The sequence below is a fragment of the Ruminococcus sp. RTP21204st1_B2_RTP21204_210225 genome (assembly GCF_040914135.1).
In the GTDB taxonomy this organism is placed as follows: domain Bacteria; phylum Bacillota; class Clostridia; order Oscillospirales; family Ruminococcaceae; genus Hominimerdicola; species Hominimerdicola aceti.
Window position 1 is genome coordinate 1 of the sequence record NZ_JBCPGA010000007.1, and the last position, 26,015, is coordinate 26,015.

General features: G+C 40.3%; 30 protein-coding genes. 25 read left to right on the forward strand and 5 right to left on the reverse strand.

Going from position 1 to position 26,015, the window contains the following annotated elements; translation table 11 throughout:
• Nucleotides 1-113: 113 nt before the first annotated feature.
• Both AB5123_RS04245 and AB5123_RS04250 read right to left on the reverse strand, forming a co-directional pair.
• Complete coding sequence (locus tag AB5123_RS04245) at nt 114-596, reverse strand: SWIM zinc finger domain-containing protein (RefSeq protein WP_038670984.1); 483 nt, start codon at nt 594-596, stop codon at nt 114-116.
• Nucleotides 593-877, reverse strand: a complete 285-nt coding sequence (locus AB5123_RS04250; RefSeq protein ID WP_242843669.1) for a hypothetical protein — start codon at nt 875-877, stop codon at nt 593-595. The genes AB5123_RS04245 and AB5123_RS04250 overlap by 4 nt, the downstream gene beginning before the upstream one ends.
• A 383-nt stretch (nt 878-1,260) precedes the next feature.
• On the opposite strand from AB5123_RS04250, the gene AB5123_RS04255 reads away from it, so the two are divergent.
• The 6 genes from AB5123_RS04255 (at nt 1,261) to AB5123_RS04280 (ending at nt 7,243) form a co-directional block, all read left to right on the forward strand.
• On the forward strand, nt 1,261-2,037 hold the full coding sequence (locus AB5123_RS04255; RefSeq protein WP_368364552.1) for a hypothetical protein: 777 nt from the start codon (nt 1,261-1,263) through the stop codon (nt 2,035-2,037).
• A gap of 70 nt (nt 2,038-2,107) precedes the next feature.
• Complete coding sequence (locus AB5123_RS04260; protein ID WP_368364553.1) at nt 2,108-3,391, forward strand: WYL domain-containing protein; 1,284 nt, start codon at nt 2,108-2,110, stop codon at nt 3,389-3,391.
• Between the two features lie 11 nt (nt 3,392-3,402).
• Complete coding sequence (locus AB5123_RS04265; RefSeq protein WP_038670990.1) at nt 3,403-4,467, forward strand: hypothetical protein; 1,065 nt, start codon at nt 3,403-3,405, stop codon at nt 4,465-4,467.
• Nucleotides 4,445-5,131, forward strand: a complete 687-nt coding sequence (locus AB5123_RS04270) for a metallophosphoesterase (RefSeq protein ID WP_038670993.1) — start codon at nt 4,445-4,447, stop codon at nt 5,129-5,131. Before AB5123_RS04265 ends, AB5123_RS04270 begins: the two co-directional genes overlap by 23 nt.
• A gap of 189 nt (nt 5,132-5,320) precedes the next feature.
• Nucleotides 5,321-6,802, forward strand: a complete 1,482-nt coding sequence (locus tag AB5123_RS04275) for a DNA methylase (protein WP_038670995.1) — start codon at nt 5,321-5,323, stop codon at nt 6,800-6,802.
• Between the two features lie 15 nt (nt 6,803-6,817).
• On the forward strand, nt 6,818-7,243 hold the full coding sequence (locus AB5123_RS04280) for a hypothetical protein (RefSeq protein WP_118163917.1): 426 nt from the start codon (nt 6,818-6,820) through the stop codon (nt 7,241-7,243).
• Between the two features lie 264 nt (nt 7,244-7,507).
• On the opposite strand, the gene AB5123_RS04285 is transcribed toward AB5123_RS04280, so the two are convergent.
• Nucleotides 7,508-7,918, reverse strand: a complete 411-nt coding sequence (locus tag AB5123_RS04285; protein WP_117734071.1) for a hypothetical protein — start codon at nt 7,916-7,918, stop codon at nt 7,508-7,510.
• 182 nt (nt 7,919-8,100) lie between these two features.
• Here AB5123_RS04285 and AB5123_RS04290 point away from each other — a divergent pair, with 182 nt between their 5' ends.
• The gene (locus AB5123_RS04290; RefSeq protein ID WP_022287748.1) at nt 8,101-8,229 is read left to right on the forward strand and encodes a hypothetical protein; all 129 of its coding nucleotides are present in this window, start codon (nt 8,101-8,103) and stop codon (nt 8,227-8,229) included.
• A gap of 31 nt (nt 8,230-8,260) precedes the next feature.
• Nucleotides 8,261-9,589, forward strand: coding sequence for an NYN domain-containing protein (locus AB5123_RS04295; RefSeq protein ID WP_117858238.1), 1,329 nt, complete (start codon nt 8,261-8,263; stop codon nt 9,587-9,589).
• Here AB5123_RS04295 and AB5123_RS04300 read toward each other — a convergent pair.
• Entirely contained in the window at nt 9,586-9,849 is a 264-nt protein-coding gene (locus AB5123_RS04300) for a hypothetical protein (RefSeq protein ID WP_117923220.1), read from the reverse strand. The genes AB5123_RS04295 and AB5123_RS04300 overlap by 4 nt on opposite strands.
• Before the next feature lie 55 nt (nt 9,850-9,904).
• A complete protein-coding gene (locus tag AB5123_RS04305) occupies nt 9,905-11,824 on the reverse strand; it encodes a cellulase family glycosylhydrolase (protein WP_368364554.1) in 1,920 nt (639 codons plus the stop codon).
• A 589-nt stretch (nt 11,825-12,413) separates the two neighbouring features.
• On the opposite strand from AB5123_RS04305, the gene AB5123_RS04310 reads away from it, so the two are divergent.
• The 17 genes from AB5123_RS04310 to AB5123_RS04390 all read left to right on the forward strand — a co-directional run bounded on the left by AB5123_RS04310 (nt 12,414) and on the right by AB5123_RS04390 (nt 25,939).
• Entirely contained in the window at nt 12,414-14,591 is a 2,178-nt protein-coding gene (locus AB5123_RS04310) for a transglutaminase domain-containing protein (RefSeq protein ID WP_368364555.1), read from the forward strand.
• Nucleotides 14,592-15,028: 437 nt separating this feature from the next.
• On the forward strand, nt 15,029-16,372 hold the full coding sequence (locus AB5123_RS04315) for a hypothetical protein (RefSeq protein ID WP_368364556.1): 1,344 nt from the start codon (nt 15,029-15,031) through the stop codon (nt 16,370-16,372).
• Between the two features lie 325 nt (nt 16,373-16,697).
• On the forward strand, nt 16,698-17,861 hold the full coding sequence (locus tag AB5123_RS04320) for a hypothetical protein (protein ID WP_349198917.1): 1,164 nt from the start codon (nt 16,698-16,700) through the stop codon (nt 17,859-17,861).
• A 36-nt stretch (nt 17,862-17,897) separates the two neighbouring features.
• Nucleotides 17,898-19,004 (forward strand): hypothetical protein, encoded by a 1,107-nt coding sequence (locus AB5123_RS04325; RefSeq protein ID WP_349198914.1) that lies wholly within the window; start codon nt 17,898-17,900, stop codon nt 19,002-19,004.
• Nucleotides 19,005-19,060: 56 nt separating this feature from the next.
• Nucleotides 19,061-19,285, forward strand: a complete 225-nt coding sequence (locus AB5123_RS04330) for a hypothetical protein (protein WP_022287758.1) — start codon at nt 19,061-19,063, stop codon at nt 19,283-19,285.
• A complete protein-coding gene (locus AB5123_RS04335) occupies nt 19,251-19,493 on the forward strand; it encodes a hypothetical protein (RefSeq protein WP_147340424.1) in 243 nt (80 codons plus the stop codon). Before AB5123_RS04330 ends, AB5123_RS04335 begins: the two co-directional genes overlap by 35 nt.
• 181 nt (nt 19,494-19,674) lie before the next feature.
• A complete protein-coding gene (locus AB5123_RS04340; protein WP_287238623.1) occupies nt 19,675-20,028 on the forward strand; it encodes a hypothetical protein in 354 nt (117 codons plus the stop codon).
• Between the two features lie 32 nt (nt 20,029-20,060).
• On the forward strand, nt 20,061-20,315 hold the full coding sequence (locus AB5123_RS04345) for a hypothetical protein (protein WP_267301801.1): 255 nt from the start codon (nt 20,061-20,063) through the stop codon (nt 20,313-20,315).
• 131 nt (nt 20,316-20,446) lie between these two features.
• A complete protein-coding gene (locus AB5123_RS04350) occupies nt 20,447-20,788 on the forward strand; it encodes a DUF6557 family protein (RefSeq protein WP_353733699.1) in 342 nt (113 codons plus the stop codon).
• 43 nt (nt 20,789-20,831) lie between these two features.
• Nucleotides 20,832-21,329 carry a hypothetical protein gene (locus AB5123_RS04355; protein ID WP_278340065.1) on the forward strand — a complete coding sequence of 166 codons (498 nt, stop codon included), beginning with the start codon at nt 20,832-20,834 and terminating at the stop codon, nt 21,327-21,329.
• A 481-nt stretch (nt 21,330-21,810) separates the two neighbouring features.
• A complete protein-coding gene (locus AB5123_RS04360) occupies nt 21,811-22,995 on the forward strand; it encodes an AAA family ATPase (protein ID WP_302839150.1) in 1,185 nt (394 codons plus the stop codon).
• Between the two features lie 387 nt (nt 22,996-23,382).
• Nucleotides 23,383-24,345, forward strand: a complete 963-nt coding sequence (locus tag AB5123_RS04365; RefSeq protein WP_337812144.1) for a hypothetical protein — start codon at nt 23,383-23,385, stop codon at nt 24,343-24,345.
• Nucleotides 24,311-24,526: an AraC family transcriptional regulator gene (locus tag AB5123_RS04370; RefSeq protein ID WP_265290380.1), complete on the forward strand. Its 216-nt coding sequence runs from the start codon at nt 24,311-24,313 to the stop codon at nt 24,524-24,526. Before AB5123_RS04365 ends, AB5123_RS04370 begins: the two co-directional genes overlap by 35 nt.
• A 90-nt stretch (nt 24,527-24,616) precedes the next feature.
• Nucleotides 24,617-24,835, forward strand: a complete 219-nt coding sequence (locus AB5123_RS04375) for a cytidylate kinase family protein (RefSeq protein ID WP_022287768.1) — start codon at nt 24,617-24,619, stop codon at nt 24,833-24,835.
• Nucleotides 24,777-25,235 carry a cytidylate kinase family protein gene (locus AB5123_RS04380; RefSeq protein WP_117859444.1) on the forward strand — a complete coding sequence of 153 codons (459 nt, stop codon included), beginning with the start codon at nt 24,777-24,779 and terminating at the stop codon, nt 25,233-25,235. Before AB5123_RS04375 ends, AB5123_RS04380 begins: the two co-directional genes overlap by 59 nt.
• Nucleotides 25,144-25,365 carry an ABC transporter gene (locus tag AB5123_RS04385; RefSeq protein WP_022287770.1) on the forward strand — a complete coding sequence of 74 codons (222 nt, stop codon included), beginning with the start codon at nt 25,144-25,146 and terminating at the stop codon, nt 25,363-25,365. Before AB5123_RS04380 ends, AB5123_RS04385 begins: the two co-directional genes overlap by 92 nt.
• 169 nt (nt 25,366-25,534) lie before the next feature.
• Nucleotides 25,535-25,939 carry a hypothetical protein gene (locus AB5123_RS04390; RefSeq protein WP_325213448.1) on the forward strand — a complete coding sequence of 135 codons (405 nt, stop codon included), beginning with the start codon at nt 25,535-25,537 and terminating at the stop codon, nt 25,937-25,939.
• The last annotated feature ends 76 nt before the right edge of the window (nt 25,940-26,015 follow it).

Below are 26,015 nucleotides of genomic sequence, written 5' to 3' on the forward strand. Positions count from 1 at the left end.
CTATGCGTCCCCTCAAATGGTTTTCGCCTATCGAATTTCTTAATAATAGTGTCCAATATGATTGACAAACCTACAATTTTTAGAAGCAAAACTTGTTAAAATAGGTTCTCACATCAGTTTTCCCATAGCTCAGTTATAATGTTATAAAACCGCATGTAAAGCTTGTCATCAGAAGCAAGCACCTCAGCTAAAAAAGAGCGAACAGTTTTATTATCAGCATATGCAATAAGCTTTTTTATTGCAACTTCTCTGGCCGCAAGATCATCTTTTGTATATGCAGGTCTGAGCAAAATATCGGTCGCATTTTTGAATGAAAGCCCATTTCCCCTACATTCATCAAATTTATAAAGTGCTGCCACCATATGCTTGCAGTTATATCCGTCGCAAGCGTATGGACAAGTATAATCCATATCTAAAATCTCATTTTCATCATCTTCTGAAAAAACTATCTTGACGATATAATCTTTGCTTCCTGATACAACGGCTTTAAGCTCGTTGTTGGAATATTTAATATCATGGACAGCACCATTTAAGAAATAATCATGACCTCTGTCATGTACCCCTGTTGAAAAAAGGCATTTCAACGCAATGTTCATTTTGTCACATCTCCCTGTTCCTGATAAGCTTGATCTGCACCAGTTATAAATTTTAAACTACCTTTTATATTATCGCTGAATTCATCAAGATCGTCAAATGTTATGACACTATCATTTATGAGTTTAAGAAGTATCATCATTACATCTGATTTACGGTATGGCACAATCACCCCTGGACTACGCTTATCTTTATTTATACGCTTTTCAAGCTCCCAAAACTTTTCAGAGGCAAGCTTTTCTTCGTTCAGCAGTGAAATATATTCTTTGATAAGTCTTTCCATATATGTCTCTTGCCATTTGGGAAGTAATTTTTTTAAATAAGTCCCAACCTTTCTTTGAAATATCCATTTTATTCTCTCTTCTTGTCGGTTTTTTATTATATCATTTTTCTGTAGCAAAAACAAGGTGCAGAAAAGTTTATTGTATGAGAAATACACTATCAAATATCTCGCAAAAAAAATATAAGAAAAAAAGAATATATCATAATTGTGCCGAATTGGTTCAGTAAACTGTACTAAGCGGGTGCTATAATATATACAGAAGCTTGAAAAGGGAATAAAATCAAAAAAACACACCACAGACCATTTTGGAACAGTAAACAGAACCTTAAAGGTGCTATAATAAGCACATAAGGTTAAGACAGAGTTGATACGGAGGTAAGGCTATGAAAAAGAACACAAAGATTTTTAACACAGAGGTCATTGAGAGATTGGCATTGTCAGATAACATTCCGCCATTTGACGAGCAAAGAAAGGGTACACAGGTCATCATGATCGAGGAGGGCAAAAAGACGGTGATATATGATGATTATTCTATGTATTGTGACGCTGACGCAAGAAAGTGGAGAGTAGAGGCATACAACAGGACGGACGGCAGAAAGTATGATAGATTGTGTATGTGCGGAGGCGTTTATCCTACAAGAAAAAGGGCTATAGCTGAGATAGACAGATTTGCATACAGAGGTAAAAATCTGGTGTTCTTTGTCCTGCCAATAGGTTTTACATATGACAAAAAGGCTATGATATGGCAGGGCGAGGAGCAGTACTCATGCGATGATAAGCTAGTCCTTGCAACTAAAAAAGAGCTTGTGGAAGAAAGCAAAAAGCGCATGAAATTTATGACAGACAGAATGGGGAGTGGAAGAATAAACAGAAAGAAGCTCACAAAAGCGGAAGCAGAGGCTCTGGCGGCGTTTGATGAGTTTCAGAAGTATCGTGAGGATAAGTGTTATCCATATGCTATCATAGGTGGCAATGCAGTGCTTTATGTTAGTCCGTACAAAAATGATTGGAAAGCCGAGCGTGAGTGCCTTGATACGAAAGGCGACGGTATAGACGGCTGTGTTTCAGCCTTTGTTTATAACAGTATAACTCCTGAAACAAGCGAGAAAGGAGATATTTTTTTCAAGATAATTTCAAATACTATAATTCGTGTGGCATAGCTGATTGACAGGAATATATTCCCTGTGATACAATATAATTATAGAGATAATTGTTATAGGAGGGCGAACTATGGCAGAAAACAAAAACATAAAAGATAAGCTTGAAAATCTGAAAGAGGGGCATAGAAAGAGCAATAAGGATATCATAGAGTCGCTGTTTGCGATTCTGGGGTATCTGAAAAATAATACGGATGTGGACAATCCCACAAGTCAGACGCAAATGCGCAAGGTGGAGGAAATAAGCGAATATCTCGGCACAAAAAGTACATTTCACAACAAAATGGTAAACATGGCGATAGCCCTTGATTCCGCTGACGGCGTGACTTTGAATGAAAAACGTGACTGTAGATTGATGTTCGACTCAATAGACGCACTTATCAAGGAATATGAAAGCGACAAGTATTTTGATGACGATGATGACGAACTGACCCTTGCAGAGAAAATAAACTCTGTGAGAGGTATATACTACAATCACCCATTTTCCAAAAGCGAGGTCACTGATCTTATAAATGCCGTGAAAATGTCAAAGGCGATAGACGAGGATAAAAAGCCTGACCTAGTTGAGCGTATAAAAACCGAGCTTGCTTCAAGCCATTATAAGGAGTATACCTGTCCCATATACAACACCGAAAATACAGATTCTCAGGGGCTAAGAGAGAATTTAAATACTATCCAGCAGGCGATCAGCAACAGGCAGCAAATAGCCTTTAAGTTCAATTTTTATACCACAGAATATGACCTGAAAGCAAGCCAATATATACTCAAACCTGTTTTGACAAAACGCAAGGACACTTTTGTAAGCCCGCATTTTATCGTTGCCGATAAGGGCAGATTTTATATGCTCGGCTGTTTTGAAAGCGACAAGCCGAGATATACAGAGGACAAAAAGAAGCTTTGCATATATCGTATCGACCTTATGTCGAATATCAAAATAAGAAAGATAGGCAAAAGCTTCGCGGCGGCAACAGGTGCTAACAACGTAAATAATGCCGTTCAGGGGAGCAGTTACGAGCGTTTTAAGAACAATCACCTTGGCATGAGCTATGACAGCCCTTCAACTGTTACCTTGAAAGTGAGAAATCCATATAAAACAGGAACGAACAATCTTACTTTTATCCATGACAGCTTTGGCGAGGATTATAAGATAACAACAGAGGCGTATAAAAAGGAACACAAGCTCCCTAAAAATCAGACGGATTTTGAGATAGTTGAAGTAAGGACAAGCCCATATGGCATAGTAAATTGGGCTTTGCAATATTCAGACAAAGTGGAGGTGATAGAACCTAAGAGCGTAGTCAAAAGCATAAAAGAACGAGTTGAAGAACTCTGTAAAAAGTATAATGTGAGTGTTTAGGAGGAATTTGTATGAAAACTAATGAGGAAATAACATCTTATGAGCCAAAAAATTTTAAGGAAAACTATAAGGCTTATCTGGTAGATTTGCTGACAAAAGACTATGAGTTTTGTAAAAGTAGGGAAGCGGCTGAGAAAAAGTGTAATAAGATAGTGTTAGATCTTAGAAAAAAAGGTGAAATAATAAAGGATAAAAGTGAGAGTTCAAACAAACTGTATATTGACCCTGACAAAAAGGAAAATGAAGAATTTTATAGAGAACTGTCAAATTTTCTTAATGCGTCAAGAATAAGTCGGAAAAATAATAAAATTTTGTCATTTGAAGCAAATGAAGCTCCCTACGGCATGATAACTGTGTATTATAAAGACAAATATGGTAACAAACAACACTTTACGGTACACTCAGACCAGTTTGGTTTCAGTGCAGTTCCATGTATATATTTTAGGAAGAATTATCCATTGAGCCGATATCTTGAAATGCAGAAAAATAAATCAGACAAAGACCCAGACGCAGTAGCTGAATTTCTTGCAAATTATGTTTATACCACAAGAACGCTTGGTGGTTCTTTTCTTTGGCCTGAAACTTTGTGGAAAGACTATAATAAGAGTAGAGGTAATGGAAACTATATTGAGGATAGAGTTGACTTAACTTTGTTAGAAATAAAGCATTACTTTGAGTATAGAGATTTGGACGATAAAAAGAAATTTAAATATAGCGGAGATATTCTTTTCCGCTATTATGATAATTTAGACGCTCAAACATGGTTTGGCTTCTTTGACAGCTTCGAGGACTATGTAGACTTCTTTATGTTCAACGATTTTGTAGACAAAGATAAGCAAACAAAGGAGTATACACCGATAAATATTCTTACGGGAGAAGCTTTTGAAACAGATTATCCAGGATATAAGAAGGACACTCTCAAAGAAATCGAAGACGAAAAACAGCTAAAAGAAATGCTCGAACGAGTTAGGGATATGGTTGAAAAGAGAACAAAGAAAATGGAAGACCTGATAAACGAATACAAGCAAACTAATGATACAAAAGGAGAAAAGCATGAAAATATACTGCATGAGTGATATCCACGGCTGTTATTCAGCACTTTGCGACGCTTTGGAGTTTGTCTTTGACCACCTTGACGAGCCTGACACAAAGCTTATCTTTCTGGGAGATTATATCCACGGCGGCGAGGACAATATAGCTGTGCTTAAAAAGATAATGGGCTTGCAGAATATATATGGTCATAGGAAGGTGGTGGCGCTTCTTGGCAATCACGAGGAAATGGTGATGAGCGGTTTTTCTTCGGTCAATGAAATGCTAGGCAGCGGCGAATATGATGACGCTGATGACTCGTATAGATATTGGTTTGAACGTCTGCCGAGATACCATGTTGAGGGCAACACTATCTTTGTCCACGCAGGCATTGACGAGGATTCTGGCAATGCTTGGGAATACTGCACCGAGGATTATATTTTTACAGAGCAGTATCCTCACCGGCTTGGCAAGATACACGGACTTGACAAAAAGGTGGTGGCAGGGCATGTCCACACCAGCAGTATAGCAGGCGACCGCAGATTTAACGATATCTACTATGACGGAGCGAGTCACTACTACATTGACGGAGATGTGCTCAGCACAGGAGATATAAATGTTCTTATGGTAGACACTGACACTGATAAGTATTATAAGGTAACAGAGAATTACAATATTCCTATTGAGCCTTATGACAGTGAAGCTTGGTAGACTATTGTATGCCGTCTTAAAACCCAATATAACACTAACGTCCCCAAGTTTTCCTCGGGGACGTTTTTTACTTTGTCAACTGCCATGAAAAGAGTTAATTAAAATTCAGAACTTTTGTTCGATTTTCTATTGTAAAACAGAAAGTTTCGTGGTATACTATTATACATAAAGGAAAAAGGCGGTGATGCTATGGAAAAGACTTATGTTGCAATAGACCTGAAATCTTTTTATGCTTCGGTGGAGTGCGTGGAAAGGCAGCTTGACCCATTGAATACAAACCTTGTGGTGGCTGATGAGAGCCGAACGGAGAAAACTATATGTCTTGCAGTGTCACCGTCACTGAAAAGCTTTGGTATTTCAGGCAGGGCAAGGCTTTTTGAGGTCATTCAGCGTGTGGAGCAGGTCAATAAGGAGCGTTTGCAGAAAGCTCCTAAAAGACAGTTTGCAAAGAAAAGCTATATCTATTCGGAGCTATCTGACCCTGCCTGCGAGCTTGATTATATCGTGGCAACTCCGCAAATGGCGAAATATTTGGCTGTGAGTGCAAAAATATACGGGATTTATCTGAAATATGTGTCACCAGAGGATATTTTCGCCTATTCTATCGACGAGGTCTTTATTGACGCAACGGGCTATCTCGGGCTTTATAACGTTGACGGACGTGGCTTTGCACAAATGCTCATTTTGGACGTGCTGAAAACTACAGGTATAACCGCCACAGCAGGCGTTGGAACGAATATGTATCTGTGCAAGGTGGCAATGGATATTGTGGCAAAGCATATCCCTGCGGATAAAAACGGCGTCCGTATCGCAGAGCTGAACGAACAGCTTTACAAAGAAACGCTGTGGGGGCATACCCCTATCACGGACTTTTGGCGTGTGGGCGCAGGCACAGCAAGCCGTCTTGAAAAGCTTGGTATTTACACCATGGGAGATATCTCACGCTGGTCGCTGGACCATTATCTTATAGGGAAGCTTTACAAGGTTTTCGGCAAAAATACCGAGCTTCTTATCGACCACGCATGGGGTATCGAGCCTACCGCCATACCTGACGTGAAGTCATACCGCCCCTCAAACAACAGCATTTCCTCTGGGCAGGTCTTGCAAGAGCCGTGTAATTATGAGCGCACAAGGCTTATTCTGTGGGAAATGGCTGATATGCTGTCCCTTGACCTTGTGGATAAGGGCGTTGTAACAAATCAAATCGTTCTCACTGTGGGGTATGATAAAGAAAGCTTGGCGGACGGTCACTATACGGGCGAGGTGGTTTGCGACCACTATGGCAGGAAGATACCAAAGCACGCCCATGGCACTCAAAATCTAGGCAGGCACACTTCCTCGACCAGAAAAATAATAGACGCAACCATGGCTCTTTTTGACAGAATTATCGACAAGACTTTGCTTGCAAGACGGCTTAATCTGACCGCCTGTAATGTCATAAGAGAAGAGGATATCCCCGAAATTGAGAGCTATGAGCAGATAAGCTTGTTTGATATGGCGGAAGCGGCAAATGCTGATAACAACGCAGAAGAAAAAGAAAGGGCATTGCAGGAAGCAATGCTCTTGATAAAGCACAAATATGGGAAAAATGCCATTTTAAAAGGCACGAACTATACCGAGGGCGCTACGGCAAGGGTGCGTAACCGCAGTATAGGCGGTCACAAGGCATGAAAGGTGGGTCTTACAATGTATGACAATTATTATGATATAAAGCAGTTTTCACGTCCGCACTATGACGATCATCCGCAAATGTCTATATCGGACAGGGCGGCGCAGTTCAGCCCTTTTGCAGCTTTGACAGGCTATGACGCTGCTGTTGATGAAACCGCAAGATACACCGAAATCAGGGAGGAGCTGACAGAGGACGAGGTAAACAAGCTCAATGACGATCTCAACCGTCTGCTTGATATGTTTGACGAACGTCCTGAGATAAGGGTGACATATTTTGTTCCCGATAAGAGAAAAAGTGGTGGCAGCTATCAGACCAAGACAGGCATAGTGAGAATTTATGACGGCTACACCAATGAGCTTGTTTTTATGGACAAGACTAGGATAGCTGTGGAGGATATGTGTTTGGTGGAGTTTGTGGAGGAGAGAGGGGAAATACAGTAGAATAAACCTTATTTGCTGATTTTTCCAGACGTTGTTACGCCATATATGCTATGACCCAAAATTCAGAAGTTCCGCCACGCAAAAAAGCCCATCAAATAGCGTATCTACGTTGTTTGATAGGCTTTTGTTTTTTCTTGACTTCAGATATTTGCCGTAATGTTTTTGCGTTCTTTTTGTGGGTATGCGGAATAAGAAACGGATAGCCGTCTGATGAGGACGGTTATCCGTGTTTGGGTATATTCAGTTACTAAGCTAAATGAGAATTTACAGTGCAGAACTGTTTATCCCGTCAAAAGCAAATTCTTTCGATTCATCATCATAAATAAATATCAATTCTAATCCCAAATAATCGTCTGGATATCCAAGATCAGTTCCAAGCAGTGCTGTTTCAATCGAAAGAATATCATCTTCAAATGATACTGACCTAATATACCACTCACCTGTAAGCACCGATCGTTTCGGGAACATTCCCTCTTCATCATTACACAGATCATCATTGTTGATATAATCCCGTATTTCATCTTCAGAAATCTGCAATAAAGTTCTTTGGCTATTTTCAAATAAGGTCTTTGAAACCGAGGATGTGAAAAAATACTGCGGTTCTAATTGATTTTCATAGTTAGAAAACAGGTTATCCGGATTTGGTTTGGATAAACGTATCATTTTTAAATTCATAAGCCACAACTCCTCTAAATTCCGATTTAGCAGAGAAAGCTATATCACTTTCTCATTTATCTTTATTATACCAAACCGCCCCGAAAAAGTCAATCTGTAAACCTTTTGCAAACAAATAGCGTTGCAATATACCGCCAGTTGTGCTATAATCAGGATATAGAGCAGAGCGGAGGTGAATCGCAATGGATAACAAAAACGAAGAATTAGTAAACTGTGTATTATACAAGAAAATCAAACGGGTGGAGAGCGCAGAAATCTCTATCAGCAAGACCATGATAAAATCGGCTCAACAGGATAATGACGGCAATTGATGATCATATTAAATGAATAGGAGGGTTTTACTTGACCGTTGATACAAAAGAGGTAGTTACTACTATAGCCTATATGATAGGCGTCCGAATGTCAGCTCTGACCGTGAGTTACGGTGAATGTTCCGAGCTTATCGAGAAGCTCCAAGCCGATAAGGACGCCACTACGATAAGATATTTATGTAAGCTGCGAACCGTACTGATGCAGAAATTCAAAAAGACCGATGATCTTATGCGGTATCAGCTCAAAAATTTGCATAACATAGAATGGTACGATACGGATAATATCAAACAGCTTGAAAAATGGGGATTTACCATTATCCAAGCGAATTGCCGTTCAGAGAAGTATATGCAGGAGTTTACAAGGCTCATCAATGAAAATATCGACAAGTGCTCTCATTTGTTTTACGATTGGCTGAATTGGGAGTATATCCGAGATCTGTTCTTTGTTCCGAAATACAACAAGAACGGTGTCATGAAGCAGGAGTTCACCAAGTACATGGCGAACATCGAGCATTACCCATTTCAAATGTATATTCACTGGCAACCTGCCGAAGTCGGGAGCATCATCTATTCCGACCGTAAGTTTTTGAAGATCATCTACGGTCAGCATAATGACAGCTTCACCGATTATACGAAATATCGGGACGCAGATGATGAGACCCGAAACAATATCTATAATTTTATCGACAGCACCGAGAAAACAGCTATAGCTGTCGATTGTGAGAACTCTGATCCATACAAGCTTTATAGTGTTCTGAAAGGCTTGAATCAGGAGGAGCTTGCTAAGATCGAGAAGATCACGCTATATGACGATCCGAACACTACCGCAGGCTGGGATTGGCTCTCTAAATTCACGCAGATACCCGTTGAACATATAGAGATCGACCGAGTGACAGACAGAAAGTCACTGGTCGATGTGCGAATGACTGCAAGCGTAGTCACGGACTTCTACCGTGACGGGATAACATCTTTTATTATAGTGTCAAGTGATTCCGACTTTTGGGGACTTATCGAGAGCCTGCCGAAAGCAAAGTTTCTCGTTATGTACGAATACGAGAAGTGTGGAACGGCGATCAAGAACGCCCTCGCACAGCACGGCATCTATTATTGTGCCATTGATGATTTCTGCACCGCAGGCACGGAGGAGTTGAAACGTGCCGTACTCTTTGCGGAGCTTGAAAAGCATTTGCCATCACTCATTGGAGAAAACCCTCTGGAGCTTACTCACAAGATATATGAAGCCACAAAAGTGACCGCTACCATGAAAGAAATGGAGAACTTTTGCAATAGATATGTCAAGACATTGCGTTTGAAGGTGAACTCCGAAGGAAAATTCGTGATAGAGATCCAAACAATCTAAGAAAAACTCCCATGGCTTTCTATCAATATCATTAAGCTAATAAAATCAAGAAATAAAATTGCGTGAAAATATCTAAGCCCCACGGTGTATTTAAGGTCATCAGAAGAAAAAAGATCTTCAGATAAATTTGTAGCAATTACTTCATAGCCGTCATCTGATATTTTAAAGCGAACAATCCGTACAGGCAACTCATAAATAACAGTAAGCTCTGATTTTTTTTTAGGAAGAAAAACAAAGGTACAGTTAAAACTTTTTTGCATAAAAAAAGACTTCATACCGCTGTGAAACAGTATGAAGTCTGAAAAAAATCTTAGATCACCAGCAGTAGCATACAGAGTAGATCGTTACTGTGCCGTTTGCTGCACCTGCATGGATCTGATCCAGCTTTCCGCCGAAATCGGAAGTGCCGAATGCTGACTTGCAGTTGTTGTAAGAATACTTTACGTAGTAGTGTCCGTTTGCTGTGCCTGTTTCGCTTGGTGAAACCTTTGCCCACTCTGCTCCGCCTGACCAGCTCTGAAGAACAAATTCTACCTGATTCTGTGTTCCTGAGTATTCAACGTAGAAGTAGCCGTTTGACTGAATGTCATATGCGTTGAAGCTTCCGCCATTCTTTGAAGTCATTGCTGAAGCAGCCTGACCCCATGCTGAAGCAGTTGAAGAACCCCAGAAGATCGATTTGTAATTGCTGCCTGAACTGCTTGAAGAAGATGAAGATGAGGAAGAACCTGATGTTGATTCAAGATACCAAAGCTGGCACTTTCCGCCCCAGTAGCCCCACTGGTTAATGTTTGCTCCGTCAGCTGTGTTCTGTTCGTAAACGTCAAGGCATGAGTAGCAGTCTGAGATCTTTGTCTTGATAGCATAAGCGTCGCCGATCTTTACAAGCTGGAATTTCTGACAGTCACCGCCGTGATACTGCCACTGGTTGATGTTAGCACCATTGTCCCTGCTCCAGTTGTATACGTCAAGACAGCTTTTGTAATTTGATGCACCTGTGTAAATAGTGTAATAGCCGTTTCCATCGCTTACAAGCTTGAATTTCTGATTGTTTCCGCCTGTACCTCTGTACTGCTGAACGTTTGTGCCGTTGTCAGCCTTTGCCTTGTATACGTCAAGATACTTGCCGCTGAGTGCGCTCTTGATGTAATATGTTCCGTCAAGTCCGAGAACTCCGCCGTTGGAATCTGTTGAAGTTCCTGAAGAAGAACCGCCGGAAGAGCTTCCTGAACCGCTGTAAACTGAGCAGGTCTTAGAAGTTGCCTTAATTCCGTTTGAGCCGTTTATAAGTGTATTTCCCCATGAAGAAAGGCTTGAGCCGTCCCATGAGTTTGCAATGTCGAGGTAGCTCATGTCAGAGTTGTTGCCCTTCCATGACCAGCCAAGATAGCCTACGCCCTTGCTTGTGCAGTAGCTCATGATAGTAGCCTCATCAACGTCGCCGTTTGTGTGCTGACCGCCGAACTCGCCGATAACAACAGGCACACCGATGTTGAGTGCGTTATCAATGTTGTTTCTTACAGTTGACGCGTTTCCGCCTGCGTATTCATACATATGAATGGAGAATACGGTGTTCTTCTGTGAGTCTGCGTTGAAAACAGACTTACCGTAATCCTTGATGCTGTCAGGATACTGTCCCCAGCCTGCACAGTCTACCATAAGCATATTTGTAATGCCTGCGTTTCTTACAGATCGGATAGCAGACTTGTAGCCGTCAGCCCATGCGCTTCCGTTCCATGTGCCGTACCACTCGTTTGCGATGTTTACGATAACATATTTCTCAGTACCGCTGAGAACGTTCTTCATTTCCTTCCAGTAGTCAACGCACTTGTTAAGATCATAAGTGCTGTCGCTGCCTGTTGCGTCATGTACTTCGAGAATGCATATCAGCTTGTTTGATTTGCACCAGCTGATGATGTTCTTTACTTCCTGTGCGCTTGTTTTTGTGTACTTTGAGCCGTTTGCAAGTACGACTCTTACGGTATTTGCGCCGTTGTTTGCAGCGCCCTTGATAGAAGTTTCAGTCTTCTCTGTGTACCATGCATGAGCAATGTTCACGCCACGCATAACGAACTTGTTTCCGCTAGCGTCATAGATACTAGTACCGCTTACATAAAATCCTGATGCCGCCTCTGCGGTCGGTGTTGTCATAAAACCGAAGCAGGTTATTACGGCAAACATTACAGCAACAAAAGTCTGTAATGCCTTTGCAGAAAAAGTTTTGTTCTGTACCATAAAAAGCTCCTCTTATACAATTATTTTTTAAATACCGGTATTCTAAGGCAGCACTGCATTATCCTCGTGCGTTGCTGCCTTAACTCTGTCAACGTAAAACATTATATTATTAAAAGTAAAATAAGTCAACTTAAATATTTAAGTAAAACGTTTACACAAATAATTTTCGTATTTTAGCACAATTTTTTGTAGATTAATTGAACAATATGACTAAATTTTATCGCATATACAGTATAATATGTTGTATGTGTACAAAACTCTGCTTTTAAATTTCAGAAAATTAAGAAACTTTTTGAAACAAAAATCTGTATATACGCTGCGTTGAACATATATACCGATATAAAATTTCCTTTATATTGATTCTATCAAGCCGTCAGAATATATCTTTTTTTGTTCTCGTACAAATTCAGAGATCATAATCAGACCTCCTTATTCTTGTGTGGTATCACCGTATTTTACATCCTCCACTTCACGATCTAACTGAATGTCATGAGGCTTTCTATTTGTTGTATTTTATCTTGACATTGTCACATCTTTGTGATAAAATTAGTAATATGTGAGAAATTATAGTGGAAAGGAAAAAAATAATATGAAGTTATTTAAGCGGACGCTTACGACGGCAGTGGCAGTGTGTCTTGCACTGCAAAGTGCAGTGGTATGCTTTGGAGCTGAGGCAGAGGAGCAAATTCCTGCTGGCGGAGAGGAAGTCGGTCTTTATACGTCGGAAAACGATGAAGCCATTCAGTTGACTGAGGATATGTATAACAGTTGGTATGAAGGCGATCAGACGTATGACGGCACGGAAAAGACGCTTTATGGCTATTCTCTTATGGACAGCAACAACTATTACCAGCTCACTGAGGACGAGGACTATGTTGTTACTTATGAGAACAACATAAACGTAGGTACAGCGACGGCTACTTTCACTGGTATAGGTAATTACACAGGAAGCTTTACAAAGAATTTTAATATCGTGCCAACTGATATTTACCGTGCGGATATTGACTGCGAGTATGAGCAGAGCTACTGTGCCGGTAAACCTGTTCAGCCAAAACCTAATGTTACATACAATGATATTGTGCTTGCTGAGGGCGTTGACTATGAAATCGAATATGAGGACGACTGTGGCGAGCTGGGCTGGCATTATGCTTATATTAAAGGTATCGGCAACTTTAATGGAACCGATTCCTTTGAGTATAGCGTTGTAGAGTCTGAAATATCCAGCGAGAATATTTCTGTGGATACTAGCTGCACCTACACGGGCTACGCTCAAACTCCTGCACCTGTTGTTACAGTTAGTGGTGCGGTGCTAAGACGTGGCATTGATTATAATGTATCATATACAAACAATGTGAATGCCGGAACAGGCTATATGACCATAGAAGGAATGAACGGCTATACAGGATATGTGACAGTGCCTTTCACTATCAGCCCGAAAGCTGTTTCTGAGGTCGAGATACTAAAGATAGCTGATGTGGATTATACCGGCAAAGCTGTCAGACCGAGCCTTTTTGTCAAGGCGGACGGAAATATGATCAAGAGTTCTGACTATACTGTAACATATTACAATAACATAAATGTAGGCACAGCGACCGCTGTTGTTACTCTTGGCGGAAACTACGAAAGCAGGTACCCTGTTTCGACAACATTCAAGATCGTTCTTGGAAAGCCAACGGGATTTAAGGCTACCGCTGACTCTACCACTTCTGTAAAGCTTAGCTGGAACAAGATCGGCAATTGCAAATACAGGGTTTATCGCTATGATCCAAAGAAAAAGACCTACAAGCGTCTGACGGTCACGAGTTCCACAAGCTATACTGACAAGAAGCTTTCAGAGGCAACGAGTTATACTTATGCCGTAAAGCTTGAATACAACTCTAAGACCGGCCCTTATATAACAGTAAAAGGCAACACAAAGTTATCCACTCCGAAAATGACGGTAAAGGCTTATAATAAGAAAGTCACAATAAGCTGGAAGAAGAACAAAAAGGCTGATGGATATCAGATATACTGGTGCAAGGGCGATGAGTGGACTATCCCACATAACGATTACTATAGTATGCCAAAGGATTGCTATAACGATTATGTTCAGCTCAAGAAGATAACAAAAAACAGCACGACCTCTTATACAAAATCAAACCTTTCAGGTTCAAAGAATTATCACTTCAAAATGAGGGCTTATAAGACCATAAACGGAAAGGTGGTTTACAGTAGCTGGACGGGTATCCAATGCAAGATAAACACTGTTTCAAGACTTAATGCGGCAACAAAAAAGAGCCACAGCACTTATAAGATCTACAATGTTCAGGGCAAGAAAACAAAGACCTCGACGCACACTCTTACAGCAGAGGAGAAGAAGATACTTAAAAACTTTGCCTCAAAGCATTTCAAGAAAGATTGGTCGGCGGCAAAGAAGATCGAATATACTGCGGACTGGATAAGAAAGAATTTGAAATATGGCAGGATACCGACAGGCTCGCATAGCAAGAATATCTTTGTTTACAAAGAAGGTCAATGTTCTGATTACAATGGCGCACTGGTGGAAATGATGGTTTATCTCGGCTATGACGCAAACCTTGTTATGGGCAACCGCCAGGGCGGAGGACAGCACTTCTGGGGCGAGATAAAGATAGACGGAGTGACTTATCTGCTGGAAGTCGGAGAAAAGGTCTATGACAGCCCACAATGGAATTACAAGTGGCAGTTTATGTGCCTTAAATATTCTGAGGCTGACGGCGGTTACAAGAAAAACGGAAAGCTATACTAAAACAAAATGCTCTGCGGAGAGTGTGATTCCGCAGAGCATTTTGTTTGCTTTAATAAATTTGCGATACCTAATAAACCATTATTGCTTCTTCGCTGATTTTTTTTGACATATAATGAAGAATATGTTATAATGGTTCAAAATAGAACGATTTTGAGAGAGGGAAGAGTAAATGTTTTTTTGGGATAAGCATAAAACGATCACCTGCTATTATGAATCATTGACAAAAGCGGTGTGTATATCTGGATGATAGTTATGGGACTGCAATTGCTATTTCGATAATGATCGTTTTTTCTTGTAAACTAAAGAACAGCTGATAATTTTCAGTCGCTCTTTTTTGTTTTATGATGGCGAAAAAATCTTATGATACTTCTTGCCAAATCTCTTCCAATATATTATAATGTATTTAGAAGATCATATTTGAAAGGAACATATGGAAAATGAAAAACATTGTTACAGCCCTGATGCAGTTTGTGATACTTGTGGTCGCACTTGTCATTGTGACCTTTGCTATACCTAAGATCGCAGGAAACGATGACAGATATGACAAGTATATAACTGAAAACTCGAAGCAGACCGTCACTGTTGGAAGTGCCTTTGGTGTTGTCAAAGACGGTGAAAAGGCTTCGTATATTGATATTGACAACAGCCTGAAAAATATATTTAGTAAAGTGACTCCACTGCAAAAGCCTGTGAATAAAATTCTGAACAGGCAAATAAGCTTCAAGCAGGCAAAATATTTTGAATATTATTGGCTCACTGCACTTATCTCAGGCACACTTTGCTGGATATTTGCGGCAGGCTTTCCGTTCAGGATAGGACGAAAGGGCTTCAATGTGTTTGGCTCTGTGTATAATAACTTTTCAAAAGTTGTTCTCCTTGAAGATGAGATGACCCGTGAGGAATACGAGGTCGATCTAGGTATGACCATATGGGGACCTTTGTGGATAATCCTTATCGCTCTGCGTGCGACCTTTGCTATTACATGGGGCTTTATCCTGCCTTTTGTGGTAGCCGCCAATCTTGCCATAGGCATTATAAGAATAGTTGGAAATGTTATTATCGTCAGCGCCCGTGGTGCTGCCGCCGATGCAAAAAGGCACAGCCTCTCGCAAAAGCTTGACAAAACGACCTTTTCTATTTATCCTGAGGGCGGATATTTCAGAGTAGAGCAGGATCAGGACAATGGTCAGGGCGTATATGTGAAAAATTATTGGAACGCTGTTGCGGCAAAGGCATTGTTTGAAAGCGAAGCCGGAAATAAGTCTTTCAGCAAGGAGGATTCTGAGGAAAACATTCTTCGTGGAGATATAAAAGAGAAGAAGTTTTATGAAACATATCGTTTGCTCAGCCGTATAAAGGGTCTTTTCAATAATGATATCAAGAGTAAAAAAGCAATTATCACCGCTTCATTAAAGAATAAAGAGGGCGGATATGAATACAGATTTATTGCTGAACCGGAATTGTATCATGTTTATATGGTGGGTGATGAAAAGGCAGAAAACCTTAGCCATAAGGATCTGAAAATAGATTTTAATGCCGCAATGCTTCTTGACTTGCTTGATTTTGACCGAAAGGGTCAAAGATATGATCATAATGATTTTCTTAATTTGTATTACGCTGATAGTGATGAATTTACGGCTAAGCTTATGAATTATAATCATAACTTGATAATGAAGTTTGGCAGAAACAGATATGACGAGTATTTTGAACAGCACAAACAGCAGATAATCGAACACCGCCGATATAAAAAGCTTTCGGCTGTGGGAGAGGACGATGAGTGAGAAAATTAAATATTCGATATAATAAGCCTCCCACGGAATTGTTTCTGTGGGAGGTTTTGCTTTCCGTACACCAAATCACCTACCGCTTGTGCAACTTTTTTGCCGTTTGTGCAAATATTATTGACTTTTTGTTAAGAATCATAGATAATTATTATAAATATTCATGCTGTTAATTAGAGATGCTTGTTAAACAATGAAAATGAGAATAATAGAAAACTCAGCGAAAGTGCTTGTGCAGACGATGAGCTATGATACTAAAACAGTTGAGTGAGCAATGGTGGACACTATGGCGGCTGTCATAATGTCAGATGATGAGAGGTGAAATATGGATAAAAAGGTAAAAGCTTTTTTTGCAGCTATGGGAATTGCCACGGCGTTGTTAGTGCCTGTTTCTGTATCTGCGGATAATTCTGACTCAGAAGTGCAGGTGAGCATCGACATCACTTGGGACTCTTTGGAGTTTACCTATACAGACGGGCAGTGGGATCCTGAGACCCACTCATATAAAGGCGGCGGTTGGTCTGACAGCGGCGGAAATTTTACTTTGACAAACACAGGGAATGTGGGTGTTATGGCGGATTTTTCATACAAACAAGCAGAGGGCATGGACGAGATAAAAGGCTATTTTTCAAGCAGTGAGCTAATAGTGCCTATCTCAGAAAGTAAGAATTGTAAGTTGAGCCTGTCAGGTAAACCAACAGAGCATTTTGAAAGCAAGACTACCGGCACTGTTACAGTGAATGTCTATCCTCACGGCTGGGCAAACGTGAACGGCACAAAGTATTATTTTCGACTTGGTTATAAGGAAACTGGCTGGGTAAAGGATGAGGACACTGGTGATTGGTACTATTTTGATAAAGACGGCAATATGGTGAAAGGTTGGTTTAAGGACGGCGGAGAAGAATGGTATTATGCCGATGAAGACGGCAAGCTTGTCAGAGGTTGGTTTAATGACGGTGGAGACGATTGGTATTATTCTGATAATGACGGAAAATTGCACACAGGCTGGCTCATAAGCCCTGACGGGTTTAATGAACAAACTTTTTATTTTGATGATGACGGAAAAATGCACATAGGCTGGCTCATAAGCCCCTTGGGTGCAAAGGGAAAGATGTTCTATTTTGACCCTATGGGCGTAATGCAAACAGGTTGGTATGTAGACGGCAATAATCGGTTTTATTTGGGAGCTGACGGCACAATGCTTTCCGCATGGCTTGTAAGCCCATTGGGATACGAGGAGGGCAAGACCTACTATTATGATGAAACAGGTGCAATGCACATGGGCTGGCTTACCGACCCTCCTGGGTCAGAGGGACAGACGTTCTATTTCAGCGAGCGTGGCACAATGGTAACAGGCTGGGCGAATATAGGCGACTATTGGTACTATTTTCACAGCGACGGCGTAATGGCAACAGACACCACTATGGACGGGAAGCACCTTGGCTCGGACGGAAGGTGGGACGGATACGGTGAAACACCAAATATGTAAGTAATATAATCAATTATAAAAAAGGAGAACTCACTTATGAAAAAGACAATTTCTATCACAATGGCATTTGCACTTGTGGCAACACTCAGCACGGCGGCGTTTGCAGCGGCGGCTAATGACGCTGACATCAAAAAGGATATCGGCGTAAATGCAAAGTATGTTGAGGATATCAAGACTTCAAAAACTATCAGTGCCGACGTTGTGTGGGGCGAAATGGAGTTCACATACAGCGTGAACGGAACAAAGACTTGGAATGCAAAAACTCATGAATATGATATCGACACAAAGGGCGAATGGTCTGCAAAGGGCAATGATATAAGCGTTACAAACCATTCCAATGCGGCAATCGACGTTGATCTTACATACCAGCCTCTTGATGAATACAGCATTGTAAAAGGCACTTTCACAAATGACGAATTTACCATACCTACAGCCGAGGGCAAGGCTGTTGATGATGAAAGCCTTACAGTAAGCATGGCTCTTACCCTAAGCGGCGAGCTTTCATCAGATGTTACCGCTCTTACAAAAGTAGGAAACGTAGCGGTAAATATTGCAGAAGCTTCGGAAAATGCAGATACAGATGTAAAAACAGTTTCATCATATAACGACCTTGTAAGCGCAATGGCAGCAGGCGGAAAGATAAAGCTTGATGATGATATCACACTGAAAAGCCGCATAAACTGCAAAAAGAACACTGTTATCGAACTCGACCTTAACGGTCACACTATCACAGGACAGATAATGAACAATGGCGCAGATTGTACTATCAAAAACGGCACTCTTAACGGCGACGAAGGTCCGATAATGGTGCAGGGCGGCACAACAAATCTTATAGGCTGTAAGATATCCACAAAATATACTCCTGTTTATGTTTCGAGGGGTACTGCAAATATAACTGACTGCACTCTTACAAATGAAGATGCAAATAAAAGCGTAGTTATCAATAATACAGGTACAGTAAATATCAGCGGTACTACAAATATTTCAAGTACGATCTACAAAAATCCAAACAGCAAATATCTGCCCCACGTTCTTGCAGGCACATATAATTTTGACCCGACCGACTTTGTTGACAGCGAGAAGTTTACTATAACTCAGAGCGGTGAAAACTGGATAGTTGCGGAAAAATCGCAGAGAAGATAATAAGTTTTGACGATTCAGGGGTCTCATGATGAATAAGCAAAAAAGATGACGGCAAATTGATAGTATCTGTGCTGGCGGTTTGCTTTGCGGTGACGCTGCTTGTTATGATATATGCACTTTGCAGACCGCAGACTAAGCCCAAAGCAGAGTTTGTTCCACCCCCTTTTGAAAGCGAAGCACAGCAGGGCGTGCCTGATGTTCCGGAGGAGCTTGGCTACAGTTCTCCTGACAGGGACGATATGAGCTATGATTTCGCAGTGTGCGGAAAAAGGCTGGGATAGTATGAAGCCTGAAGAAAAATACGAACATATTTTCAAATGCATTTCCGAGATATGCTTTGATTATTTTCTGTCAACAAAGACGCAGGAACTTCTCAAGGTAAATATCAATAATACATTTTCACAGCTTATTGACGAAGTTGTCGAAGAAAGAAATCAAGAAATTCACGAGAGATTCAAGGAAAAGGCTGAAAAATATATTTCAGAGTAATAGCTTTTTGACAAAACGAGCGTATACCGATTTGGTGTACGCTCGTTTTGATTATACCGTGGTCATTATTATGGTACTATAAGTGCCGTTTGTTGAATTATAAATAGTTTGGTATGCGACAAATAACTTACTAGACGTAACGGTGAAAGCGTGTTATACTATAAATATAGAGAAGATGAGTATGAAAGGAGTGGGCAACGTGGAAAGCGGTCGTGTTCAGGATAGCTTTTTTGGAATGTCTTTTAATCACCAGATGTCCTGGATAGATGAAACTGTCTCACATATAGTTACACATAATTTACAACCAAAGATAAGGGAAGAAGGTAGAGAATCCTATGGTCAAAAGGGCTACACACATGCTTTGAAAAGAATATTTGAAGTAATAAAGAGCGACCCAAAGAATATAACGAACCTGGATGAGATTGTTAAGGCGGAAAGGAAGTTGAAGGACTATCTATATGACGGGAAGTTTTCAGATGATGAAATGCTAAGCTGTTGGGGTAAATACACAGAAAATTATATGAATGAGTTGTAGGATATGCGATTATAAGAGGAGAGGTTATTTTTATGTCAAAGAAGAAGTTGAATATTCCATTGTCGGAGTTTATAAATTTAAAGGAGAAAAAGCCAGAGGATATGACAGGCTGTGTCGTGCTATATAAGAATGGCGGGTTAGACGTAGCAACTTGGCATTCGGACGCATACAGACTAGGGGAGGAAAGAGGATATTTCAAGCAGGGGTGTTTCTATATGGGTAAAGAAAAAATAGTGGCGTGGCTTTCGATAAATGATTATGTTATTGACATGAATGATTCAGACTGATAATGGGGGAGATATGATGTACTTTTATCAAGTGCTCCAAAGCTGCGATGAATTTAAGGTTGTCAGCGAATTTTTAGCGATGATCAAAAGCTCTGAAAAAATGCTCTGCCAATCAGAGGATAAGAGAGACTATAAAGGCTTTGCCTCAGATAACTCCCAACAAATCGGACAATGAAGTTTTATATATTGAGGAGCTTAAAGAAGCACAGGAAGAGGGCGAAAATTTTTATAATGTTTATCTGCTCGATAGATCAAATAACGAAACTTACAGCATAGAGGCGGTTCCTTGGGCTGATGTTTTAGGGTATACAGTTGATAAAGCAAGCCTTTCAACGTATGGCAATGTCAAATTTGCGGCGCTGGTGTTGTATGAGATAACGTACTTTGGTTTTTCGGAGGAGCAGATACGGAACACTATCAAAGCTTTCAATGATGAGGAGGCACTCTATCCAAAAACCGGCAAATGCCATTAGAACCATATGATTATGAATAGTGATATGAAAGGTGGATATGAAATTGGCAAACGTAAAAAATCAAGAATATACAAAGAAAATGTTTAAAGACATAGCGTTCTTTACTCTTGCCGAGCCTGGTGCTATGGGGGTCGGCAATCTTATGGAATTTATCACAGCCGAAGGTGAGGAGTTCTCGCTTTTCTTTTCTGAAGAAATGCCATATTCAAAGGTCAAGGAGTATTTTCCTGCGTTAGATGATTGCTATTGGAATGGTCCTGAATCAGATGAATCCTGCAGAACTGAGTTCGTGTTCTACCTCAGTAAGGACGAAAGGAACTTCAAGCACACAAAGCCTCCGAAAAATTATACGCACCTGTATGAAGGTTTTGGAAATCACATATGTATACGTAAAGATTATTATCCTGTGGTCGAGCCGATCATAAGAGATCTTATAGAAAAGAATGAGCTTGTAAATTGGTATAAAAGAACTGAAAAAATAATAAACGCAATAAAAAATCTAACGGCTGAAAAGAAAAAAGAAAATATAAAATGCGATTAGAAGAATTTTTAGATTGTTTTGACATTAATTGTATAGTAGAGATAACGTGTGAAAGTGAACCTGTTAGGAGATGCAGAGTGTCGGCTGCACTATCTGACGACAGATACCCGGCGGTGGACTATGTGGTCTTGCCCGGCAGTGTTACATTTAAGGATGATGTCGTACATATACCAGTGATTTGGAAATTGACCTGGGGGACGTTCAGAAAGTGTATAAATACTTATTTCGCTGAACACGAAGAAAATGGGGCAGTATAATGACCCAAAGTAGGTGGATATTTTGTCAGAATCGTCGAATTTTTTTAGCACCCAAAAAAATTATACGTCAGACCTGCATTTTTTTCTCTAATAGGATCGTTTGTATGTATAATGGGCATACTATAAGGGATAAAACAGCAGGATATAAAAACAAAGAATGCGTTTTTATGCTTGATTTTTTCAAGCGATTGTATTATAATAGCATTGAAAGGAGCTGATAATCGGTGATTAAAGTTTTAAAAATATCTGCCGAAGGTCTTCCACTATACGATGGTAAATGTGAAATCAACTTTATTAACACACAAAGAACAACCTCAGGTGATACCGAAGGAATGTTTAAGCTTTCTTCTTCAAACGCTAACAGGCTGTATACAAATAATATAGAAAGTTTTTTTGGAATTAATGCTTCCGGAAAGACCACAATTTTAAGGCTTATTTCTTTTGTTTTTTCTGTTTTAAACAACGAGCAAATAAATAATATAAAATACTGCGGAATACTTGGGGAAGGCAACGAGCAGAATGAGATTGTTTTTAACATTGTATTTGTAAATTGCAATACTGTAAATCTGCTACACACTGTTATTAAATATGCAGATGAACGCTATACAATAATAGAGGAATATATTAAATCCAGGAAGTTGCTCGCATCTGACAACAAAACAAACATTTTTGACTTTTCTTCGGCAACAACGATTATGAAAAGAAAAGATGATGAACAATACCTAGTAGACGATATGAGCATTATCGTGGGATACAAAAAAGCAGAAAAAACAACGATCGTATTTACTGATATGTTTGAAATCACAAATATAAACAGGTTCAAACTCTTAAAAGAATATCCTCTAAGCGTTCTATCTTATTTTGATTCCAAGATAGAATATATTAATACTAGTGAAATCAACGGAAAAACGGTTATATATCTTAAGTTTCGAGGAGAAAAAGAGAAAATTCTATATGATCTTGCAGAGCTCAATACCTATTTATCTTCAGGAACAATAAAAGGAATAAATGTCTTTGGAAGAGCCATATCTCTTTTTGAAAATGGCGGATATCTTATAATCGATGACATAGAGAATCACTTCAATCATGAGATTGTATCAACGCTGATAAGATTTTTCACGGACAAAAGAGTAAATCCGCATGGGGCAACCCTTATTTTCTCCACACATTACTCTGAACTCCTTGAACACATAGAAAGAAATGACTGCATTTATATTGTGGAAAACAAAGATAAAATCACAATAACTCCATTAAATGAACGAATGCAGAGAAATGATGAAAATAAAGTGCAATCGTTTAAAAGTGGGCTCATAGGCAATACTGCTCCTTCATATGAAGCATATATCCAGCTCAAAAAAAGCATCATAAACAAGGTGGAGACAATTGTCCCAAGCCCTGTCAGACCATAGTTTATTCATCGTTCACCTCGATAAGCTTGTGCTGCTTGCCGTTTCAGCTTGAAAGCTGATCCATAGACCTGTCGATCATAGCAAGATATTACTCATTGTGTGCTGCCTTCATAATCTGATTGTATTGCTCAAGGCTCATTATAACAACAATTTGCCATTTTTTACTTTTGCCATTCCACAAATTTCTCCTGTTGTACAGTTTGTAATAAAAATGTGATTATTTTATACTTCTGTTTTGAAAATTGATTCCCGTGAGATAAATTCCACAACAGTTGACAAAATTGCAAAAATATGATGTAATTTTCAGGTAATAATTTAAGGGCAATGACGCTCCGTGTAATTTTTCACAGGGCGTTTTTTATTTTTTTTTGTGGGGGGGTGTTTTCTGTGAAAGTCAATAAAAAGAAGGGTAGAAGTGCGCTCAAAAGCCGCAATATCACCATTTGTGCAGTTGTGGTGTTTCTTCTTATTACGGCTCTTACTTTAATGAGCAGCGGATATATGACCCGGTGTATCGACAGAGAAAATACCGCACAATCAAACAGGGGAGAGCTTTCTGACCTTGGACAGGAGCTTGCGGACGCTTCCGATTATCTTACCGATGAAGTTAGAAAATTCTCCGTAACAGGGGATATCGAACACCTTTATAATTATTGGTATGAGGTCTATGAGGAAAAGACTCGTGATCGTGTTATAAACAGCCTTTCCGCCATTGACCCTCCTGAGAACGAAACTGCGCTTCTTGCGGAAGCCAAAAAGTATTCTGATACTCTCATAAAGACCGAAACAGTGTCAATGAATCTTATGTTCACTGCAAAAGGGATAACAGCAAAACAGTTTGGTGACAGCAAGGACGGCAGATTGGCTGAGTATGTTTCCATTGTGGAGAATACGACCCTGCCTGAGGAATACAGTGATCTTAGCCCTGATGAAATGAAGGAACGTTCCCGTGAGATACTTTATGACAGCTTTTATAACGACTCCAAAACTATGATAATGTCGCCTATAGAACGCTTTCGTCAGGCTCTTAATAAACGTCTTGACGCAGAGGTGGAAAGCGCTGCCGCAGGACGTGAAACTGCACTGGTGATACAGCTTGTGTGTTCAGCGAGCGTACTTGTTATTGTGGGCATAGTGCTGATAGTTTTTGAAAGCCTTTATGTCAGACCTATAAACGACTACTCCGAGAGCCTTTCAAAGCGTAATGAAAATTCTGCCGAATTTGACCTTTCAAACGTCCGTGTGTCCCCAAAGGGAGCATATGAGCTTTTTCGTTTTGGCGAGCTTTTCAACCGACTTTCGCAGATACTTCAAAATGAGCTTAAAAAGCGTGAAACAGCCGAGGTGTAAATGTGGCAGGCTAAAGAAGAAGCAGACAGGGCGAACAGCGCGAAAAGTGATTCTGCGGCAAAGCGGCATGAAAGCCTATGAGATAAGCGAGGAGCTTGGCTATTTCAGTGCAGACTATTTCACAAAGGTGTTCAAAGAGATAACTGGCGTTTCCCCTGCACAATATAAGCAATCATTGTGACTTGTCTGAAAAATATAGGGTTTTCTCTGATTTTTAGTGTTTTTACCTTTTGACCCCTGTGCTATACTATAAGCACAGGAGGTGATAGAAATGGACAATTTCGTTATTACCATAGCAAGAGGCTTCGGAAGCGGAGGAAAGCAGATCGGACTTGCTCTTTCAAAACAGCTTGGGATACCTTGCTATGAAAACCAGATACTCAGCATGGCTTCAAACTACAGCGGAATAAACAAGGATCTGTTTTTTTCAGGTGGACGAAAAGCTGAGGGGCTACCACCTTATCAAAAGGCTTATGAAGTCTGCGAATAAGGACGATATCGTTGAGCCGACGGACAAGAGCTTCATTTCTGACGTTAATCTTTACAATATTCAGGCGAAGATAATCAAGGAGCTTGCCAAGCAGCAATCCTGCATTATCATTGGAAAATGTGCAAATCACCTGCTGCGTGACTATGACAACACCGTAAGCGTGTATATAGAAGCTCCAAGAGCTTTCTGCGTAAAAAATGTTATTGAACGCCTTGGTGTCACCGAGGAAGAAGCCCACAGAATGATCTATCAGACTTCTTACTTCTCTCGGCCTTGCAATAACCTTCGGACTTATGAGGGTCATAAACATGGCTCACGGAGAGTTTGTGATGATAGGCGCATATACAACATATGTCGTTCAGCAGATATTCGTAAAATACTGTCCCGAAAGCATTCGTGACGTTTATTATTTTGTTGCGATACCTGCCGCATTCGGTGTGACGTTCATCCTTGGAAGCTTGCTTGAAAAGTTTATCATTTCCCGATTATACGGGCGAGAGATAGACGGCTTGCTTGCAACAGGGACATAAGCCTTATTTTACAGCAGGCGGCAAGAAGCATTTTCGGCACACAGGGTGTAAACGTAACAGCACCGTCATTCTTAAACGGTGGAATAAAGATAGGCGGCTGTACATTCTCATACAACAACTTTTCATCATTCTTCTTGTGGCACTTTGTCTGCTTCTGGTATGGTTTATAATGTATAAGTCAAACTTCGGTAAGCAGATGAGAGCTGTTATGCAAAACAGAACAATGGCGAAATATATGGGCATAAACTCACGCAAGGTGGATAACATTACCTTTGCTATCGGCTTAGGTCTTACCGGTATCGCAGGCTGCTTGGTGGCGCTTCTTGGTTCTATCGACTCGACTGTGGGTCAGAGCTACATAGTAAACAGCTTTATGGCAGTCGTTCTCGGTGGTGTCGGCAAGCTTCTCGGCACTGCTATCGGCTCTGTGATAATAGGCTCTGCAAGCATTTTTACAGAGAATTATACTTCATCAACTATCGCAAAAGCTATTGTTCTGCTTATCGTTATTATCTTTTTGCAGAAGCGTCCGCAGGGACTTTTCGTTATCAAGAGCAGAAATCTTGACGAGTAAGGGAGGTGTTTCGTTCAATGAAACTAAGCAGATTTTTCAGAAAGAGGGGAGCATTTTTCAGTGGCAGTGCCGCTTT

What these genes read in the sequence shown, in the direction of transcription:
- AB5123_RS04245 (WP_038670984.1), bottom strand. Translation starts at nt 596, where the DNA reads ATGAACATTGCGTTGAAATGCCTTTTTTCAACAGGGGTACATGACAGA.
- AB5123_RS04250 (WP_242843669.1), bottom strand. Translation starts at nt 877, where the DNA reads ATGGAAAGACTTATCAAAGAATATATTTCACTGCTGAACGAAGAAAAG.
- AB5123_RS04255 (WP_368364552.1), top strand. Translation starts at nt 1,261, where the DNA reads ATGAAAAAGAACACAAAGATTTTTAACACAGAGGTCATTGAGAGATTG.
- AB5123_RS04260 (WP_368364553.1), top strand. Translation starts at nt 2,108, where the DNA reads ATGGCAGAAAACAAAAACATAAAAGATAAGCTTGAAAATCTGAAAGAG.
- AB5123_RS04265 (WP_038670990.1), top strand. Translation starts at nt 3,403, where the DNA reads ATGAAAACTAATGAGGAAATAACATCTTATGAGCCAAAAAATTTTAAG.
- AB5123_RS04270 (WP_038670993.1), top strand. Translation starts at nt 4,445, where the DNA reads ATGAAAATATACTGCATGAGTGATATCCACGGCTGTTATTCAGCACTT.
- AB5123_RS04275 (WP_038670995.1), top strand. Translation starts at nt 5,321, where the DNA reads ATGGAAAAGACTTATGTTGCAATAGACCTGAAATCTTTTTATGCTTCG.
- AB5123_RS04280 (WP_118163917.1), top strand. Translation starts at nt 6,818, where the DNA reads ATGTATGACAATTATTATGATATAAAGCAGTTTTCACGTCCGCACTAT.
- AB5123_RS04285 (WP_117734071.1), bottom strand. Translation starts at nt 7,918, where the DNA reads ATGAATTTAAAAATGATACGTTTATCCAAACCAAATCCGGATAACCTG.
- AB5123_RS04290 (WP_022287748.1), top strand. Translation starts at nt 8,101, where the DNA reads ATGGATAACAAAAACGAAGAATTAGTAAACTGTGTATTATACAAGAAA.
- AB5123_RS04300 (WP_117923220.1), bottom strand. Translation starts at nt 9,849, where the DNA reads ATGCAAAAAAGTTTTAACTGTACCTTTGTTTTTCTTCCTAAAAAAAAA.
- AB5123_RS04305 (WP_368364554.1), bottom strand. Translation starts at nt 11,824, where the DNA reads ATGGTACAGAACAAAACTTTTTCTGCAAAGGCATTACAGACTTTTGTT.
- AB5123_RS04310 (WP_368364555.1), top strand. Translation starts at nt 12,414, where the DNA reads ATGAAGTTATTTAAGCGGACGCTTACGACGGCAGTGGCAGTGTGTCTT.
- AB5123_RS04315 (WP_368364556.1), top strand. Translation starts at nt 15,029, where the DNA reads ATGAAAAACATTGTTACAGCCCTGATGCAGTTTGTGATACTTGTGGTC.
- AB5123_RS04320 (WP_349198917.1), top strand. Translation starts at nt 16,698, where the DNA reads ATGGATAAAAAGGTAAAAGCTTTTTTTGCAGCTATGGGAATTGCCACG.
- AB5123_RS04325 (WP_349198914.1), top strand. Translation starts at nt 17,898, where the DNA reads ATGAAAAAGACAATTTCTATCACAATGGCATTTGCACTTGTGGCAACA.
- AB5123_RS04335 (WP_147340424.1), top strand. Translation starts at nt 19,251, where the DNA reads ATGATTTCGCAGTGTGCGGAAAAAGGCTGGGATAGTATGAAGCCTGAA.
- AB5123_RS04340 (WP_287238623.1), top strand. Translation starts at nt 19,675, where the DNA reads ATGAAAGGAGTGGGCAACGTGGAAAGCGGTCGTGTTCAGGATAGCTTT.
- AB5123_RS04345 (WP_267301801.1), top strand. Translation starts at nt 20,061, where the DNA reads ATGTCAAAGAAGAAGTTGAATATTCCATTGTCGGAGTTTATAAATTTA.
- AB5123_RS04370 (WP_265290380.1), top strand. Translation starts at nt 24,311, where the DNA reads ATGAGCTTAAAAAGCGTGAAACAGCCGAGGTGTAAATGTGGCAGGCTA.
- AB5123_RS04375 (WP_022287768.1), top strand. Translation starts at nt 24,617, where the DNA reads ATGGACAATTTCGTTATTACCATAGCAAGAGGCTTCGGAAGCGGAGGA.
- AB5123_RS04385 (WP_022287770.1), top strand. Translation starts at nt 25,144, where the DNA reads ATGGCTCACGGAGAGTTTGTGATGATAGGCGCATATACAACATATGTC.
- AB5123_RS04390 (WP_325213448.1), top strand. Translation starts at nt 25,535, where the DNA reads ATGTATAAGTCAAACTTCGGTAAGCAGATGAGAGCTGTTATGCAAAAC.